Raw genomic sequence first — 16853 nt, 5'->3', positions numbered from 1 at the left:
CACCCGGCACGTGGCTGAACACGTTCCGCAAAGATATGCAGAGCGTGTTGCTGGCCGAACTGGATGTTCGTTTACAACCGGTCGAGGGGCTGCTCGCCGCCCTTCGCACCTGCTAACTGGGACACTATGTCCAGATATCTCAATCTCGTTGTTTTTCTGGTAGGTCTGGCCGCGGTGTGCTGGATCGGTGGCGGCTACGTCGGCTCGAATGTGCTGGCGTTGGCGGTCACGCTGTTGATTGGCGCCTGCTACCTGGCAGGCGCGCTCGAGCTGCGGCGCTACAGCCAGGCCACGTCCACGCTGGCGCGTGGGGTTGCGGGCCTGTCTGGGCCGCCGCCCAGCCTGGGCGTCTGGCTTGAGCCCCTGCATCCCAGCCTGCGCAACGCGGTGCGCCTGCGCGTCGAGGGCGAGCGTGTGGCCTTGCCGGGCCCGGCGCTGACGCCGTATCTGGTCGGCTTGCTCGTCTTGCTGGGCATGCTCGGCACGCTCCTCGGCATGGTGGCGACCTTGCGGGGCACCGGCCTGGCGCTGGAAAGCGCGACGGACCTGCAAGCTATCCGCGATTCGCTCGGCGCGCCGGTCAAGGGACTGGGCTTCGCGTTCGGCACGTCGATTGCGGGTGTGGCCACGTCCGCGATGCTGGGACTGCTTTCGGCGTTGTGCCGGCGCGAACGGATCGATGCCGCGCAGTTGCTCGACGTGAAGATCGCGACGACCTTGCGCATCTACTCGCAGACCCATCAGCGCGAGGAAAGCTTCAAGCTCCTGCAGCGGCAGGCCGAGGTGATGCCCACGCTGGTCGATCGTCTGCAGGCGATGATGACGGCCATCGAGCAACAGAGCCTCGCCTTGAACGAGCGGCAGCTCGCCAGCCAGGACGCTTTCCACAGCAGGGCCGAGGTCACCTATACGCGCCTTGCTGCGTCCGTGGAGCAGTCGTTGAAGGAGAGCGTCGCCGAAAGCACCCGCGCCGCCAGCGCGGCGCTGCAGCCGGTCATGGCGGCCACGCTGGCAGGTCTCGCGCGCGAGACGGCCGCGATGCACGACACCGTCACGCATGCCGTCCAGCGGCAGTTGGATGGACTCTCGACTGGCTTCGAGGCAACCACCACCACCGTCGCGGGCATCTGGAACAAGGCACTGGAGGGGCAGCAGCGATCGAACGAGGCGCTCACCCAGCGTCTGGGCACGTCGCTGGATCGATTCACCGAGACTTTCGAGCAACGCTCGGCTGGCCTGCTGGAAGGCGTCTCCGCGCGCCTCGACGCAACTGCGGGCAACGTGTCGGCAGCGTGGAACGAGGCGCTGGCACGGCAAGAACAGGTCGGCGAGAAACTGGCGGGACACAATCAGCAAGCTTTGGCGGCGGCCGCTGCAACCTTCGAGCAGCACTCGGCGTCACTGTTCGCCGCAGTGGGCCAATCGCATACGGACTTGCAGACGGAATTGGCCGCGCGAGATCAGCAACGATTGGCGATCTGGACCGAGACACTCGGTTCGATGGCCGCTACGCTGAACAAGGAATGGGAGCAGGCGGGCACGCTTAGCGCGAGCCGCCAGCAGGAAATCTGCGATGTACTCGCACAGACCGCGCGCGACATCTCCGCTCAAACCCAGGCACACGCGAGCAGCACGATCGCAGAGATTGACCGGCTCGTGCAAGCGGCCGCGGAAGCACCTAAGGCCGCGGCGGACTTGCAGGTGGAACTGGCCGCGCGAGATCAGCAGCGGTTGGAGGCCTGGACCGCGGCACTTGGTTCGATGGCCGCTACGTTGAACAAGGAATGGGAGCAGGCGGGCACGCTTAGCGCAAGCCGCCAGCAGGAGATCTGCGAGACGCTGGCGCAAACCGCACGCGACATCTCGGCCCAAACACAAGCACACGCGAGCAGCACGATCGCTGAGATCGACCGGCTCGTGCAAGTGGCTGCGGACGCCCCCAAGGCCGCAGCAAACCTGCAGGCAGAACTCGCCGCACGGGACCAGCAGCGGCTGGCCGCCTGGACCGAGACGCTCGGCTCCATGGCCACCACGCTGAGCAAGGAATGGGAGCAGGTTGGCACGCACAGCGCCAGCCGGCAGCAGGAGATCTGCGACACGCTCGCACAAACCGCACGCGACATCTCGGCCCAAACACAGGCGCACGCGAGCAGCACGATCGCCGAGATCGGCCAGCTTGTGCAAGCCGCGTCGGAAGCTCCGAAGGCTGCAGCCGAAGTCGTCGCCGAATTGCGTCAGAAGCTCTCAGACAGCATGGTCCGCGACACCGCGATGCTGGACGAGCGTAGCCGCCTGCTGGCAACGCTGGAAACCCTGCTCGATGCCGTCAACCATGCGTCCACCGAACAGCGCACGGCCGTCGACGCGCTCGTCGCCACATCGGCGGATCTGCTGGATCGTGTCGGCGCCCGTTTCACCGACAAGGTCGAACTCGAAACCGGGAAGCTGGGCGCAGTGGCCGCGCAGGTCACCGGCAGCGCCGTCGAAGTGGCGAGCCTCGGTGAAGCATTCGGCGCGGCCGTCCAGGTGTTCGGCGAGTCGAACACCACGCTGGTCGCGCATCTGCAGCGTATCGAAGCCGCGTTGGACAAGTCCCTCGCGCGCAGCGACGAACAGTTGGCCTATTACGTTGCCCAGGCACGAGAAGTCATCGACCTGAGCATCATGTCGCAGAAGCAGATCGTCGAAGACCTGCAGCACCTCGCGGGCAAGCGGGCGTCCGTCGGAGCTGAAGCGGCATGAGCGAGGAAATCGACGGCGGCGTGGAGACCACGGCGCCCATCTGGCCCGTCTTCGGCGACCTGATGTCGGTGCTGCTGGGCGCGTTCGTGCTGATCCTGGTGGGCGTCATCGGCGTGCAACTGGAACTCTCGACCCGGCTTGCGCAAGAGGTCAAGCAGCGTCAGATGGAAACGCAGCGCCGCAAGACCCTGGAGCAGGCGCTGGCAGGACCGCTGGCAGCGGGCCGGGTCACGCTGGTCAACGGACGCATCGGCATCAACGGCAGCGTGCTGTTCGCACTGAACTCCGACCAATTGCAGCCCGAAGGCCGGGACGTCCTGAAGAGCCTGGCGGGGCCGCTCTCCGCCTACCTCCGGGCCAATGACCAGATCCTGATGGTGAGCGGCTTTACCGATGACCGGCAGGTGCGGGAGGCTAACCGTCGCTTTGCCGACAACTGGGAGCTCTCGGCCCAGCGCGCGCTGACGGTGACTCGTTCGTTGATCGATGCAGGCGTTCCCGCCTCGTCCGTATTTGCGGCCGCGTTCGGCTCGCAGCAGCCCGTCAGCTCGAATGCCGACGACCAGGGCCGGGCGAAAAACCGGCGCGTGGAAATAGCGCCGGTCCCGAGGCCTTCGAGCGCAACGGTGAAGCCTCGTGAGTAGTGTGAGTCATACGAGTCGTGGCGCCGGCGAGGTGACAGGCGGCGCCCGGGCAACGCTCGACGCATGGCGCGAGCGCGGCGCCGATCGGCTGGATCCCATCCGCTTTCATTTCATCGAGGCGCTGGATAGGCGGGCAGCCGGTTATAGCGGCGAGGCGCGGCGTCTCCTGGATGAGAGGCTCGCCAAACTGATCGAGGCGTATGCCTTCGATCTTGAACGCGCTGAGCCCAGGGCGGTCGATGCTGATGCCGACGCCGACATCGGCACCAAGGCATCATCCGATGAACCCGCTCGCGGAACGCTTGCCGGACTGATCGACTACATCGCCAGTCATGCGCCTGCAGGCGGTGACGGCCTCACAGCGGGTAGCGTCACGCCCCGGCCATCGTCCTATCCGGAACTGGAGGCGCTCGACTACTTCAGGGAGACCTGGTCCAAGGTCCGGTCCGAGAAACAGTTGCGGCAGTCGCTGAAGAAAGCGCCGGGCAATGCCGGTCCGCTCAACTCAAGCAGTCTCGTACATCGATCGCTCTCGTTGATGAGCGAGTTGTCGCCGGGGTATCTCCAGCAGTTCCTGTCGTACGTCGACGCCTTGTCGTGGATGGAGCAGATGAACGGCGGCGGTGCCTTGCCGGCTAAAGATGCGCCTCGCGCCACAAGCTCCAAAAAGAATACCAAGGGCAAATCGCGTTAGCGCGAGGGCAGATCTGTCGAGCCCCTGGGCCACCACAATCCGGCCAAAAGCAATCCCCCGGTTTGCGCCGCTTTAACGTCCGAAATCGCGATTTAGCAGAAAGACTCTACTTGGGATAATCAGATTGTACTGGCTAGTTAAAATCTGAAAATGCCCGAATCCCCGCTGTCTGATGAAGATTGGCAACGCATTGCCCACCTGTTCCACCACGACACCACACCGAGAGTCGGCCGGCCACGGCGAGATCCGCGCGAGATCGTGAACGCCATACTGTGGATCGTTCGCAATGACGAAAAGTGGCAGCGTCTCCCCGCAAGCTTTCCGCCATCGCAAACCTGCTACATCAAATGGCTGGAGTGGCGACGCGCCGGCATGATGTCGAAGGTTTTCGCCGAACTTGGCATGACCGAGCAGTTGGGGCGTTCAGACTGTACGCAATGTTGAAGTCGTGAAACAGGACAAGAAGAATCGAAACGCCGCGGATCACATCTATCCGCAGGTTGCGCTGGCCAACGCTCGTCATGTTCGAGCCGAAGTCCACTTCACGAATACCGCACCGACCTCCCGCAAGACAGCCTCCCGACCGGGCATGTCAAGCGCGGGCGCATCGTAGCAGGCTGCGATCAAAAGCGGTGTGCTGCACGCGGGCCTCGATTCCAGCTCACCATAAAAAACGGGCCAGTCCTATGTAGAACTGGCCCGCTCACAGCGCAAAAATCACGTCTGAGGATTCGTACCGTCTGCAGCCTGGGCGTTGTCGGCGTCGTCCTGCTTCTCGCCGTCTTTCTTCTCGACCAGCGACTCCAATGCACCGGCGCCTTCAAAGCCGGCAATCGCTGCAATGCCTTTCGTTAGCAAACCTGCTTCCGGATCGACTTTTTCTGCTGCTTCAACGGCCGCTACTGCTCCAGCGATCTTGCCTACTTCGTCCAAGAGTCCCATTTCGCCCTCCGCGAGAAAAAGTGAAGTGCCATCCTCTCACGAACTCCGCGGCTTGTCGCCAAATGTAAAATTGACTTACCAGTTTGCGGCCGCCCCGAAATGACATTGAAAGAAATGTCCACTCCGTACGCCTAAATCGCCTTCGTCACCGGCGCGGTGGCCGCCGGATCGGTGATGCTGGTGTGGGCTGTTTCCACATGACCTGCAATGCGCCGCAACCAGCCCGCATTGCCTGCAACCGTCAATTGAAAGTCATACCACTGGCTGCTGCATGACAGGTCCCAATGCGCCTCCACACTGCTCCCCGCGGGCACGGTCAGCGTGCGCGGCGCCTGTCCATAGGCGACGTCGGCCGCGGTGACCGTGAGCGGCGCGCTCCCTGCGTTTGACAGCGTCACGTAGACATTGCCGTTGGCCACGTCGTAACAGGTCACGACATCCGGCTTTGCCGCGGCATCCGCCGTGGACGAACCCGCGAAGCGCCGGAAGTAGCCGTTCGGGCCATAGACGTTCACCATATAGTTACCGTTCACGTCGAATGCCCACGTATCGGTCAACTGCTTGCCGGCTTCGACGGTGTAGCGACGCGGCATTGCAGTCGGGTCGCCCGTGTACACCCAGAAATGCGCGCCCTGCGTGCCGGTGTTCGCAAACGTCAGCGCATACCCTTGCGACTGCAACTGCCCGTTCACATGCAACTCATACGGCAGCGCCCGCGCGGGCCGCGTGCCCGCCTCCTGCGCCGTCACCAGCTGCTGAGCAGTGCTGGCCGGCGCAGCCTGCGCCGTGGAACGCGCGCATTGCAGATCGGCCTGCGCGACGTAGGTTTGCGTGCTCGGCAGCGACGGCACGGTCGAATCCGATTTCGAAAAGTCGAGCGCCGTGGTCAGGTCGCCGCAAACGGCACGGCGCCACGGCGAGATATTGGTCTCGACTACGCCGAAACGCTTTTCGATGAATTGCAGCACCGACGTGTGATCGAACACCTGCGAGCAAACGAAACCACCCTTCGACCACGGCGACACGACCGTCATCGGTACGCGCGGGCCAAGGCCGTACGGCAGATTGTCGGCGGTATACGTGCCAGTCTGCGTCGCGCTCACGACGTTGTGCCGTTCGAGCGAGATGTCCACGGTGCTCATGCCGGAGCCGGGCACCGTAGGCGCCTGCGGCGGCACCACGTGATCGAAGAAACCGTCGTTCTCGTCGTACATGATGAACAGGACGGTCTTGCTCCACACGTCGGGATTCGACGTCAGCGCGTCGAGGATCGTCGAAATGTAATTGGCGCCATAGAGCGGCGTGAATTTCGGATGCTCCGAATACGCGGCGGGCGGCAACAGCCAGGACACTTGCGGCAGTGCGCGGGCCTGCACGTCGGCCTTCAACTGTGTGAGCGTGCGTGTGCTCATCCCACGGTTCTGCAGCGACGAACCCGCCGGCGCGTTCACGAAATTCTGGAACGAGGCCAGCATGTTCGTGCCGTAGTTGCCGCTGAAATTGTCGAAGCCGGTGCCTTGCTGATAAATCTGCCAGGAGATGCCGGCCGTTTCCAGCCGCTCGGGATACGTCGTCCAGTTGAAGGGCTGCAGCTTGATAGTATCGAACTGGTTGTCGATGTAGTCGGTGTTGTCGAGTAGCGGCCCGCCACCCGTGGCGAGTGGGTCGACCATCCCCGTCATTAGATACATGCGGTTCGGGTGCGTGTTACCCGGAATTGAACAGAAGTAGTTGTCGCACACAGTGAAGGCGTCGGCGAGCGCGTAGTGGAACGGAATGTCCTCGCGCACGTGATAGCCCATCGTCATGTTGGTCTTCTGCACGGCCCACTTGTCGGCACGGCCGCTGTCGATCGCGCCGTGCGTGGTGGCCCACGTATGCGGCAAGCCGCCGATGCACTGCGCGTTGACGTTCGGATTGGTCGTGTCGTAGCGGAACGGCGCGATCACCTTCGTCTGATCCTCCTGACGCGGCTGGAACCACACCGGCTGGCCATTCGGCAGCGTCACAGGGAAACGGTCGTTATAACCGCGCACACCGCTCAGGTGACCGAGATAGTGATCGAACGAGCGGTTCTCCTGCATGAACACGACAATGTGCTGCACGTCCTGGATCGTGCCCGTGACCGAACTCGGTTCGATTGCCAACGCCTTGCGAATCGATTCGGGAAACAGGGTGGTGGCGGCTGTCGCGCCAGCCAGTCCGGCGGACAGTTTCAGAAAATCTCGACGAGTTTTGGTGACCATGCGATGGACCTAATTTGAATTCTGGACTCAGGAGGCGGGCGGGACGAAGCCCGGCGGGCAACTCATGCGCGCATTCGCGACGGTGGCGTTGCCGCATGCTGCCTTGACCGGCGTGGACGATACGCCGTCGCCGCATGCGCTGAGCAGCGCTGCCGCAGCAATAGAACAGACGAGCGCAAAAAGCCGGAATGCCGACGTCGGCATGGAAGTCTCCGTGGAAATGAACGACGGACGCGATCGCGCGTCAGCAACCGCCGCGCTCTGGCGCAAGCGGTGCCGAGACAATAGTTTCGATTTATTACATGCGAGTGTCGTGCTGGAAAGCAGATGGACTACGTGTAATTGCTAGCGCTTGGGCGGCTGCGGGTTATTCGCGGGATTAGTATCGAACCGGGTGATGCTTTTAATGCCATCGTCACTGAGGAGTGCCGTCAATTCAGCTTCGATCACGTCGGCGATTTCCTTGCCGTATATCTCGTCGCCATTCACGTAGACAGTGAACGATTGCAAGTACTTCGCTTTCTTCTCCGGGTTCTCGATTGTCTGCCGGGTCCATTGATAAAGCGGATAGTTTTCCAAGCCCTGCTTTTCCGCTTCACTCACGTAGTCAGCGAAAGCGTCGAACTGACATTTCAAGGTCGCGTTGTGCTGGCGCAGCACATTGCGAAGCGCAGCATGCGAAGCACCTGCCGGGTCAGTGCGCAGATCGTTTGCAAGTTCAGGTGAGACGGTGATTCTTAGCTGGAATTGCCATGTGGGTTCCATGTGGACCTCGGTGTCGAATCATGAGCGCGCGCTAGCGGAGATGAGTCAGTGCTATTGGCAGTAGTCCAATTTCTTGGCATGGACCGGTTAATGCTGAATTACTCCGCCTATACATCTCGCATAATAGTATTACGGACGGCTTTCAATTACAAAAAGAGAATAACTCTTCTGTCAATTTTTCTCCGGACTTGCCGATAACAGGTGAACTGCCTTTACGTAAGCGTCGAGGCGGTCGGCCACCTCATTTTGACCATAACCAAAGAGGCATTAGAAGCCCATGTTTGCTCTGCGAAGGATTCTCCTTTTAGTCCCCATTGCCGCGCTCGCCGCTTGCTCGGTTGTCGCGCCGCCCTATTCGGCTTCCGTCGACAATATCCAGACGCTGAAGAACGCATCTCCCGTGGCAACGCGTCTCGGCGCTTTCACTAACGACCCAACCGATGGCAATCACTCATCGGTACAACTGCGTGCGAATAGCATGCGCTCGCCCGTTGGCGATTCGTTTGCCCAATACCTTTCGAGTGCTCTACAGCAGGAACTGACGATCGGCCGTGCGCTTTCACCCGACGCCAAGGTCGAACTGAGCGGCGTGCTGCTGAAGAATAACGTCGATGCCAACATCGGAACAGCCACGGGCACGATCTCCGCGCGCTTCATCGTCAAGCGTGGCGCCGAGGTGCGATACGACAGCGTGAAAACCGCGACGACGCAATGGGATTCGTCGTTCGCAGCCGCGATCGCGATTCCGCGGGCGACCCAGGAGTATCCGCTCATCGTCCAGAAACTGCTCGCGTCGCTCTATGCGGATCCCGCGTTCATGCAAGCCATCCATTAATCCCTCTTTTCTCAACGAGCAGAAATCATCATGAAGCTGATGCACTTTATTCGCAGTATCGCGGTCACCGGCGCCATTGCGTCGCTCGCAGGTTGCGCACACGACATCACCATCTCCGGCGACCCGGCAGCGCTCACAGCGTCTACTACCGCAGCAACGTCGACGGCTCAAACGCAGCCGATCAACAAGACGGTTGGGCTCGTCATTACCGACGAACTGCGCGCAAAGGAAGTCGTCTCGCCAGGCGGTGGTGGCGACAAGGTGGCCTACAAACCATATCGTGATCTGGAACTCCCGATCTACGTCGAACTCAGCCAGGTGTTCAGCAATGTTGTGAAGCTGAATGCCGCGCCTGATGAGGCAACCCTCCAATCAAAAAGCCTGAGCTATGTCGTCACGCCGACCATCTCGACGACATCTTCGTCGCCGAGCCTCCTGACCTGGCCGCCGACCGACTTTTCGGTGACGCTCGTGTGTACCGTGACAGATCCGACCGGCAAGCTCGTGACGAAAAAGGAAGTGACGGGCAACGGCCACGCAGAGTTTGGCGAATTCAAGCGCAACTTCGGTCTCGCCGCACAGCGCGCGACGATTGACGCCGTGCAGAAGTTGCAGGCAGCTATGCAGGATTCGCCGGAACTGCGTCAGTAAGAGCAGGCCGCCATGATCGGCGCCCGCTGGATTCAGCGGGCGCATCGACCTGAAGCTGCTGTCAGACAAGCAGTCCATCAGCATACTGCTCTCAATCCAGCAGTTTGAAACCCCGACCCTACCCATAGAGCAGCGCGGCAGGACGCTCGCCTCGATGGCATAGCTCGTGCTTTGTAGTCCATATGGTCAAGAGCTCAGTCGCTCTGCCTTACCCCACCTATCGACTTTAGAGCAGGCGCATGACATCACAAAACCCGCGTGAAAAACTTCCGCTTTCGTACGGCACAGACTATGAACAGTTGGCTGCCAGGTTCAGGCCGATCTTCAATCGGATCGCGGAAGGTGCGCTCGAACGCGAACGCACTCGCGCGCTGCCGTACGAGCAGATTGTCTGGTTGAAGGAAGCCGGGTTCGGCGCCGTCAGAGTGCCGCGCGAATACGGGGGCGCCGGCGCGTCGCTTCCGCAACTCGTGCAACTCCTGATCGAACTGGCCGAGGCCGATTCGAGTTTGCCGCAAGCGTTGCGTGGCCACTTCGCCTTCGTCGAAGACAGAATCAACGCAGCACCCGGCGCTGCACAGGAAAAATGGCTGCAACGCTTCGTGGCGGGGGAAATCGTCGGCAATGCGTGGACCGAAGTCGGCGCGGTCAAGATCGGCGACGTGATTACGCGTGTCTCGCGCCACGGCAATCAGTGGGTCGTCAACGGAACCAAGTACTACAGCACGGGCAGCATTTTTGCCGACTGGATCGACGTCTACGCCCAGCGCGACGACAACGGCGCCGACGTCATCGCCGCAGTGAGCACGCACCAGCCAGGCGTCAAACAAAGCGACGACTGGGATGGCTTCGGTCAGCGCACCACCGGAAGCGGGACGTCCGTATTCGAAAACGCCGTGGTCGACGAAGAGAACATCATCGACTTCGCCACGCGCTTCAAATACCAGACAGCGTTCTATCAACTCGTGCTGATCGCGGTTATCGCAGGTACTGGGCGCGCCGCATTGCGTGACATCTCGCATGAAGTGCGCAAACGCACCCGGGTGTACAGTCACGGCAACGCGCCACGCGTCAGCGAAGACGCCCAGGTGCAGCAGGTGGTCGGGCAAATAGCGGCACGCGTGTATGCGGCGGAGGCCGCGGCCGTGCGAGCCGCGGAACCCTCACAAAGAGCGTACGAAACGCGCTTCGGCGCGGACCGCGATGTTGAACACGCAGCGAACGTGGCGGCCGAAATCGAATCGGCAAAAGCCCAGGTCGCCGTGGCCAGTTTGATTTTGCAGGCGACCACCGACCTGTTCAATGCACTCGGTGCTTCGGGCACAAGCGAGAACAAACTACTGGACCGCCACTGGCGAAACGCGCGCACTGCAGCGTCGCACAATCCGCTGATCTATAAGGAGCGGATTGTGGGCGACTGGGAAATCAACCGCAAAGAGCCGCCCTTCGTCTGGCAGATCGGCAACAGCAGAACCGCGGCATAGTCCGCTACCGCCGCGAACGCGGCGATACACAGCAACAACGCAGCGACATGCGGACTGGTCTCGCGGCCGGTCTGCTTTGACTTCTAAATGCACGCAAAAGGCAGGACTGCGCCCACTATCCGCTATCACGCATGTGAGCTTACTTCTGCGCGGAAATCTGCTTCGCCCGAATCAAGCGCGCCCGCAACACATTGCGACTAATGCCCAGCAGCCTCGCCGCCTGAATCTGATTCCGGTTGCAGAAGTCGAACGCCACGCGCATCACCGTGTCTTCGATCTGTTCGAACAGATTGCCTTCCGCGCGATCGAAGAGATGGCGCAATGCCCCCTCCAGTCCTTCCAACGGCGTAGACGCAACAGGTTCACTGGCCGCTCGCCGCGCGGCGTGAATCCCGAACGACGACATCTGCAAATCGCCCTCGCCCAGCGAATCGCTGCGGCACACCAACAACGCGTAGTGAATGACGTTCTCAAGTTCACGAATATTGCCGGGCCAACTATGTTCCAGCAGCTTTCGCTCCGCGCGCGGCTCGATGTCGACGGGACCGTAGCCCAACCGGTTCCGATACTCTTCAATGAAGTAGCGGGCCAGCGGCAATATATCGCCAGGCCGATCGCGCAGCGTCGGTACAGCCAGATGCACGACGTTCAGGCGATAAAACAGGTCCTCGCGGAAATGGCCTGCCGCCACCGCGTCCTGCAAATGCACATTGGTGGCCGCCAGCACCCGCACGTCGATGGGAATGCTCCGGCGCGAGCCGAGCCGCACGATCTCACGCTCCTGCAACACGCGCAGCAGCTTGACCTGCATCGATAGCGGCAGATCGCCTATCTCGTCCAGAAACAGCGTCCCGCCATTCGCCGCTTCGAACCAGCCGGGTTTGGCGCAGAACGCGCCGGTGAACGCGCCCTTCTCGTGGCCGAACAACTCGCTCTCCACCAGCGACTCGGAGAAAGCCCCGCAATTGACCGCCACAAACGGGCCGTCCTTGCGAGCACTCAGGTTATGCACATGACGCGCGACCAACTCCTTACCCGTCCCTGTCTCGCCGATCACGAGCACGTTAGCGTCGCTCGGCGCCACCATGCGAATACGTTCGAGTAACGCCAGCGATTGCGGGTCCGAGAAGACCTGGACGGTCGCGCGAATCGAGGTGGTCAGCGTGCGCTTGTCGGGCATCGTCAACAAAGGCGGCACTTCCGTTCGCGCGATGGCTGGCCGGTCTGGCAACACGTGATTAAATGTGATCGCGAGCCGTTGCGCGATCTGCAGCGGCGTTTCAGTGACCGATGCCTCCGCGCTCGGTGGCAGAGAAGCCGGCGCGTCCGGCAGTACGTAGGTCGAATTCATATGGTCAAGGACACTCACTCCGCTACGTGCGGGCGTGGACCGTCCTCTGTCGGCTGACGGGCGTTGAACGGCATCGATCAGGGTTGCTTCCTCAAAAGCGTATTCTGAACATCTACCGCGACTTCCGATGCATTTTGTTGTGGTATCCAAAGTTGAATTGCTGCTTACGCAGCAGCATCGGTATGGATGCTGCCTCTGCACCAGCACCGCCTTCCCTTACTGCCTCCCAGGCAGCAGGCCTGTTGGAATACTGAAAGCGCGCGCGTCCATCGCTGACACCCGGCACTGCTTCTCCGGCAGCAGCACCGAGGCCATCTTGCTTCGCCAGCTTCATACGTCACCCTGCCCCGTAACTAGCCGGCCAACGCCGCGGAAATCGGCATCATGCCGGTCGATAAGATCTCTCAAGCCTTATCCGCGGAATGCGCAGCGAGCCGTTTTTCGAGGTGCGGGATCTCTTCACCCCGGACCGGCTTTCCCAGAAGAAAACCCTGCGCATGCGTGCATCCGCAGACGCGCACGAAATTCAACTGCTCCTGCGTCTCAATGCCTTCCGCCGTGGTGGGCATGCCGATTTCCCGTGCCAAAGCCACAATCCCGCGAACCACGGCCGCGGATTCGCGTCGATGCACAGACTCCTTCACGAACGAACTGTCGATCTTGAGCTTGTCGAATGAGAAGCGCACAAGCGTCGACATGGTCGAGAATCCGGTGCCGAAATCGTCGAGCGCGAGGCCGATTCCCAATGCGCGAAGCTTCTCGACGTTGTGCCGGGTGACGATATCGTCGCTCAACAACACCGTTTCCGTGACTTCGATATTCAGGCGCGCGGGCGGCAATCCCGTCTTGCCGAGGATCGCCTCAACCGCCGACGCGAACGATTCCTCCCGCAATTGCACCGGCGAAACATTCACGGCGACGCTCACTGCATCACGCCACGTGGCAGCTTCGGTGCAGGATTGCAGCAGCGCCCACTCGCCGAGTGCAAGGATGAGGCCCGTACGTTCGGCTGTGGGAATAAATGCGGAAGGAGAAAGCTCACCGCGAGTCGGATGCGTCCAGCGAAGCAGCGCCTCGCGGCCGGAAATCGTATCGTCGGCGAGATCGACGATCGGCTGGTACTCCATGCGCAGATCGCTGTAAGACTGCATCGCCCCTTCCAGATCGCTTCGCAGAAGGCTCAAACTTTCGTCGGAGGCGTGCCTGACGGCATCGAAGATAGAGAAGGCACTTTTGCCACTGCGTTTGACGGCGTACAACGCGCGGTCCGCGCAGATCAGCAATTGCGGTCCTGTCTTTGCGTGCTCGGGATAGAGCGAGACGCCCACGCTCGCACCGATATGCACCAACGCTTCGCTGAGTGTGAAAGGACGCGCCAGCGTTTTGACGATACGGTCTGCCAGCAAATGGACGTCGCGGGTCAACGCCGTGCCGTCGGTAATGGCGACAAACTCATCGCCGGCGAGGCGTCCGACCAGATCGCCGGCCGGCAGTACTTCACGCAATCGAATCGCCGCTTCCTGAAGAATCTGATCGCCGGCGGCGTGACCCAGGCTGTCATTGATAGCCTTGAAGCCGTCAAGGTCGATCAGTAGAACCGCGAATCGATGATTCAGTCGTAACGAGCCGGCCGCAGTGCGTTCCAGCAGAAGCTCGGTAATGCGGGCGCGGTTAGGAAGGCCAGTGAGACTGTCCTGGTGAGCCAGCCGATGACTGCTTTCGCGCGCCAGCAGTAAGGCAACGGTGTCGCGATTGCTGCGCAATGCCACAGTAAAGAAACCCGCCGCGCAAAACGGCGCCTGAAACAGCAGCACAAGTTTGCCGGAGCCGGGAGACAGCGCCGCCCCCCAACCCAACAGCCCGAGAATGAACGATATCTGGAGAAGCACCAGCCTGGGTGTGCCTGCGTTGCGTCCGGCCAATCCGCCGATCACACCCACCGCGCAAACGTTGCCGAGCAGAAAAAGTGTCTGATTTCCGCTGGTATTGCACAAAAAAGTGCCAAAGCCGAACAGGGCCGCCCAGAGAAGACTGGCAAAGAGAAAAGCCGAGGTAGGGGTGGGCAGGTTGCGGGCACTGCGCTCGCAGCACAGCCAGATCAACGCGAGACGCGTCATCAGCAGCGCGACCACGGCGCTGCCCCACCACGCGTAAAGGGCTCTTGGATAAAGATAGTAAGCGGTTGCGCAGACACTGATTTCGCAGATCGACGCAAAGACAATCGATGCGGTTCGCGTGAACAGGTTGGCAAGCAATATTTGCCGATTGTCGGCGCTCAGGTTCTGAGCGGAGGACACCACCCATTTGAAAAATGGAGACCTTGGTTCGCTGAAAGCCATGACCTACGCATTTTTAATGGTTAGTGGATCGAATCGGACACGCCTCGCAATTATTACGTAAACACAAAACGTCCGTTACAACGCAATGGCGCTGGCTTATTAGACACCCTTATTAGACAGCATTACGCCTGTGCAACAGGCAATGCGGCACCGCCTCTCGTCCGAAGACGTGAGTATCTCTTGCGGATTGCTTCACGCTCCGGCGAGAGAGGCGGTCATTCAGGCTATTTCTACGGGCACCCGTTTTGCCAGCGCACACATCAGTTCGTACCCGATCGTCCCGGAAGCGTGAGCGACGTCATCGATCTTGATCTGTTCCCCCCACAGTTCGACCTTTGAGCCGATCTGCGCACGCGGGCACGGTGTCAAATCGACAGTGAGCATGTCCATCGAAACACGGCCCACCACCTGCGTCATGACGCCGTCGATTGCGATTGGCGTACCCGTCGATGCGTGCCGTGGATATCCGTCCGCATACCCGCATGCGACCACACCAATGCGCATCTCGCGGTTCGCAGCGAAGGCACGGCCGTACCCAACCGTTTCCTCCGCCGACAATGACTGCACACCGATCACTTCGCTCCTGAGCGTCATCGAAGCGCGCAAGCCCACGTCGTCAATGTGACGCGACTGGCCGGTGGGCGAACCGCCATACAGCACGACACCTGGTCGCACCCAGTCACGATGCGCCTGGGGATGCCACAAAACGGCCGCTGAATTCGCGAGGCTTCGTTGACCCGGTATATCTTGAGTCACCGCATCGAAGCGATCCATCTGCCACGCCACGTCGCCGTCGTCAGCATTCGCGAAATGGCTCATCAACGTGATGTCCGCAATACCCGGAATCGATCTGGCCTGCTCCCACGCGGTGCGGTACGCGTCGGGCCGGAATCCGAGGCGATTCATCCCGGAGTTCATCTTCAGATGCACGTTGACACGCTCATGCGACGACGACAGGCGCAACAGATCGAGTTGCTCACGGCAATGCACGGCCATGGAAAGATCGAACTGCTGGGCGATTTGCACGTCACCTGGCTTGAACACGCCTTCCAGAAGAAGAATCGGCTTGGTCCAACCCAACTCACGCACACGGACTGCTTCGTCGAGATCGAGCAATGCAATGCCGTCGGCATTCGCGAGTGCCGGAAAAACGCGATCGATTCCGTGTCCATATGCGTTGGCTTTGACCACGGCCCAAGCCCGTGATCGAGATGCCCGTTGCTTGACGATGGAGAGGTTGTGGCTGACTGCGGCGGGATGAATCTGTGCAACGATCGGGCGTGGCATAGGAGGCGTTGAGAGCTGGTTTGGAAAGGGAATGGATGCCCGTTGGTAAAGACCAGTGTTACGGTCTATAGGCAGCTTTTTCCACTATCGTATCCAGCTCAAGCCAGTTTTTGTTACTGTATTGTTTTGATTTTTGGGTTTATCTATCCCTACTCACACGTTACGGATTCACGCCGGTCGCGCGGCAATAGAAAGTCCGCAGGTTGACGGGCCACGGCGTTCGCTGCATGTCCAGTTGCCGCTGCGACCATGACCGCAGTGACCCGTCACAACGCAGCATCCAACTCACGGATCGTCTGGTAAAGAACCCGCGTGCCGTCGAGCAACTGCTGTGGCTCGATCCACTCCTCCGGACAATGACTGCGCCCGTTCAGACACGGGATGAAGATCATCCCGATAGGGCCGGTCGGCGCGACATACACCGCGTCGTGCCCCGCACCGCTCGGCAGACGCATGGTGGCGTATCCCAACGCCCCCGCTGCCCGTTCGACGGCATCCATCACAAGCGGCTGGCAGTCGGTTGGTTTGGCGCGACTGACATGCGCCGCGCTTGCGGACACGCGCAATTCAGCGAGATCAGCCGTGGCGCCGGCCATCAGGTCTTCCGGAAAACATTCGAGGATTGCGTCGCTGTCGCTGCGGACCTCCAGCATCAGTTCGACATGCCCTGGCACCGCATTCGGCACGTTCGGCGTCATCGCAATCCGGCCTATCGTCGGTGTATGTGCTGGGTGTATTCCGGAAAGCAGCAGGAGATGCGCAGGTTGCTCAGATCGCTGGATTCAATCCGTCTGGAAATCAGAAGCAGGCAGTTGGGCGCCTCGGAATCCGCAGCGTATTCTGAGGTCGAGAGGTAAGGCGGATCTGCGGTCT

16 protein-coding genes and 2 pseudogenes are annotated in these 16853 nt (G+C 60.9%); 9 read left to right on the top strand and 9 right to left on the bottom strand.

The genetic code is table 11. From position 1 onward, the window contains the following. From FSO04_RS32965 to FSO04_RS32945, 5 genes are all read left to right on the top strand, one after another. Positions 1 to 116: DUF3348 family protein (locus FSO04_RS32965; protein WP_154565764.1), on the top strand; the 116-nt coding region annotated here is incomplete at its 5' end. Between the two features lie 10 nt (positions 117 to 126). Continuing rightward, a complete protein-coding gene (locus FSO04_RS32960) occupies positions 127 to 2742 on the top strand; it encodes a DUF802 domain-containing protein (RefSeq protein WP_154565763.1) in 2616 nt (871 codons plus the stop codon). After that, positions 2739 to 3386 (top strand): OmpA family protein, encoded by a 648-nt coding sequence (locus tag FSO04_RS32955; protein WP_154565762.1) that lies wholly within the window; start codon positions 2739 to 2741, stop codon positions 3384 to 3386. Before FSO04_RS32960 ends, FSO04_RS32955 begins: the two co-directional genes overlap by 4 nt. Continuing rightward, on the top strand, positions 3379 to 4080 hold the full coding sequence (locus FSO04_RS32950) for a DUF2894 domain-containing protein (protein ID WP_233465056.1): 702 nt from the start codon (positions 3379 to 3381) through the stop codon (positions 4078 to 4080). The genes FSO04_RS32955 and FSO04_RS32950 overlap by 8 nt, the downstream gene beginning before the upstream one ends. A gap of 150 nt (positions 4081 to 4230) precedes the next feature. Beyond that, positions 4231 to 4524, top strand: a complete 294-nt coding sequence (locus FSO04_RS32945; protein WP_154565761.1) for a transposase — start codon at positions 4231 to 4233, stop codon at positions 4522 to 4524. 273 nt (positions 4525 to 4797) lie between these two features. On the opposite strand, the gene FSO04_RS32940 is transcribed toward FSO04_RS32945, so the two are convergent. The 4 genes from FSO04_RS32940 to FSO04_RS32930 all read right to left on the bottom strand — a co-directional run bounded on the left by FSO04_RS32940 (position 4798) and on the right by FSO04_RS32930 (position 8033). Continuing rightward, positions 4798 to 5022, bottom strand: a complete 225-nt coding sequence (locus FSO04_RS32940) for a hypothetical protein (RefSeq protein ID WP_154565760.1) — start codon at positions 5020 to 5022, stop codon at positions 4798 to 4800. A gap of 131 nt (positions 5023 to 5153) precedes the next feature. Continuing rightward, positions 5154 to 7268 (bottom strand): phosphocholine-specific phospholipase C, encoded by a 2115-nt coding sequence (locus FSO04_RS32935; RefSeq protein WP_154565759.1) that lies wholly within the window; start codon positions 7266 to 7268, stop codon positions 5154 to 5156. A 27-nt stretch (positions 7269 to 7295) separates the two neighbouring features. Next, positions 7296 to 7472 carry a hypothetical protein gene (locus FSO04_RS46525; RefSeq protein ID WP_166618301.1) on the bottom strand — a complete coding sequence of 59 codons (177 nt, stop codon included), beginning with the start codon at positions 7470 to 7472 and terminating at the stop codon, positions 7296 to 7298. A 141-nt stretch (positions 7473 to 7613) separates the two neighbouring features. Then, positions 7614 to 8033 carry a hypothetical protein gene (locus FSO04_RS32930; RefSeq protein WP_154565758.1) on the bottom strand — a complete coding sequence of 140 codons (420 nt, stop codon included), beginning with the start codon at positions 8031 to 8033 and terminating at the stop codon, positions 7614 to 7616. Between the two features lie 277 nt (positions 8034 to 8310). On the opposite strand from FSO04_RS32930, the gene FSO04_RS32925 reads away from it, so the two are divergent. From FSO04_RS32925 to FSO04_RS32915, 3 genes are all read left to right on the top strand, one after another. After that, positions 8311 to 8868, top strand: a complete 558-nt coding sequence (locus tag FSO04_RS32925) for a hypothetical protein (protein WP_154565757.1) — start codon at positions 8311 to 8313, stop codon at positions 8866 to 8868. 30 nt (positions 8869 to 8898) lie between these two features. Next, complete coding sequence (locus FSO04_RS32920; protein WP_154565756.1) at positions 8899 to 9519, top strand: hypothetical protein; 621 nt, start codon at positions 8899 to 8901, stop codon at positions 9517 to 9519. Between the two features lie 239 nt (positions 9520 to 9758). Further along, positions 9759 to 11003, top strand: coding sequence for an acyl-CoA dehydrogenase family protein (locus FSO04_RS32915; protein ID WP_154565755.1), 1245 nt, complete (start codon positions 9759 to 9761; stop codon positions 11001 to 11003). A gap of 139 nt (positions 11004 to 11142) precedes the next feature. Here FSO04_RS32915 and FSO04_RS32910 read toward each other — a convergent pair whose 3' ends face one another. The 5 genes and pseudogenes from FSO04_RS32910 to FSO04_RS32890 all read right to left on the bottom strand — a co-directional run. After that, positions 11143 to 12183 carry a sigma-54 interaction domain-containing protein gene (locus FSO04_RS32910; protein ID WP_166618302.1) on the bottom strand — a complete coding sequence of 347 codons (1041 nt, stop codon included), beginning with the start codon at positions 12181 to 12183 and terminating at the stop codon, positions 11143 to 11145. 283 nt (positions 12184 to 12466) lie between these two features. Continuing rightward, positions 12467 to 12688: a hypothetical protein gene (locus FSO04_RS32905; RefSeq protein WP_154565753.1), complete on the bottom strand. Its 222-nt coding sequence runs from the start codon at positions 12686 to 12688 to the stop codon at positions 12467 to 12469. Between the two features lie 70 nt (positions 12689 to 12758). After that, positions 12759 to 14693, bottom strand: coding sequence for a putative bifunctional diguanylate cyclase/phosphodiesterase (locus FSO04_RS32900; protein ID WP_154565752.1), 1935 nt, complete (start codon positions 14691 to 14693; stop codon positions 12759 to 12761). Between the two features lie 219 nt (positions 14694 to 14912). Then, positions 14913 to 15980, bottom strand: a complete 1068-nt coding sequence (gene alr / locus FSO04_RS32895) for an alanine racemase (protein ID WP_154565751.1) — start codon at positions 15978 to 15980, stop codon at positions 14913 to 14915. Positions 15981 to 16246: 266 nt separating this feature from the next. Beyond that, positions 16247 to 16741, bottom strand: a pseudogene (locus tag FSO04_RS32890) (M20/M25/M40 family metallo-hydrolase); the annotation flags it as partial. Between FSO04_RS32890 and FSO04_RS32885 the strand changes: the two are divergent. Continuing rightward, positions 16693 to 16824: pseudogene (locus FSO04_RS32885) on the top strand (porin); the annotation flags it as partial. The pseudogenes FSO04_RS32890 and FSO04_RS32885 sit on opposite strands and share 49 nt — an antisense overlap. Between the last annotated feature and the right edge of the window lie 29 nt (positions 16825 to 16853).

This window comes from Paraburkholderia madseniana, from assembly GCF_009690905.1.
Lineage (GTDB): Bacteria > Pseudomonadota > Gammaproteobacteria > Burkholderiales > Burkholderiaceae > Paraburkholderia > Paraburkholderia madseniana.
The sequence above is the reverse complement of the archived record's forward strand: the minus strand, read 5'-3'. Positions and strand labels throughout refer to the sequence as shown.

Bases quoted from the DNA above. Each gene is read 5' to 3' on its own strand.
- FSO04_RS32935 (WP_154565759.1), bottom strand. From the start codon at position 7,268: ATGGTCACCAAAACTCGTCGAGATTTTCTGAAACTGTCCGCCGGACTG.
- FSO04_RS32910 (WP_166618302.1), bottom strand. From the start codon at position 12,183: ATGCCCGACAAGCGCACGCTGACCACCTCGATTCGCGCGACCGTCCAG.
- FSO04_RS32925 (WP_154565757.1), top strand. From the start codon at position 8,311: ATGTTTGCTCTGCGAAGGATTCTCCTTTTAGTCCCCATTGCCGCGCTC.
- FSO04_RS32915 (WP_154565755.1), top strand. From the start codon at position 9,759: ATGACATCACAAAACCCGCGTGAAAAACTTCCGCTTTCGTACGGCACA.
- FSO04_RS32920 (WP_154565756.1), top strand. From the start codon at position 8,899: ATGAAGCTGATGCACTTTATTCGCAGTATCGCGGTCACCGGCGCCATT.
- FSO04_RS32930 (WP_154565758.1), bottom strand. From the start codon at position 8,033: ATGGAACCCACATGGCAATTCCAGCTAAGAATCACCGTCTCACCTGAA.
- FSO04_RS32905 (WP_154565753.1), bottom strand. From the start codon at position 12,688: ATGAAGCTGGCGAAGCAAGATGGCCTCGGTGCTGCTGCCGGAGAAGCA.
- FSO04_RS32955 (WP_154565762.1), top strand. From the start codon at position 2,739: ATGAGCGAGGAAATCGACGGCGGCGTGGAGACCACGGCGCCCATCTGG.
- FSO04_RS46525 (WP_166618301.1), bottom strand. From the start codon at position 7,472: ATGCCGACGTCGGCATTCCGGCTTTTTGCGCTCGTCTGTTCTATTGCT.
- alr (WP_154565751.1), bottom strand. From the start codon at position 15,980: ATGCCACGCCCGATCGTTGCACAGATTCATCCCGCCGCAGTCAGCCAC.
- FSO04_RS32940 (WP_154565760.1), bottom strand. From the start codon at position 5,022: ATGGGACTCTTGGACGAAGTAGGCAAGATCGCTGGAGCAGTAGCGGCC.
- FSO04_RS32960 (WP_154565763.1), top strand. From the start codon at position 127: ATGTCCAGATATCTCAATCTCGTTGTTTTTCTGGTAGGTCTGGCCGCG.
- FSO04_RS32900 (WP_154565752.1), bottom strand. From the start codon at position 14,693: ATGGCTTTCAGCGAACCAAGGTCTCCATTTTTCAAATGGGTGGTGTCC.
- FSO04_RS32945 (WP_154565761.1), top strand. From the start codon at position 4,231: ATGCCCGAATCCCCGCTGTCTGATGAAGATTGGCAACGCATTGCCCAC.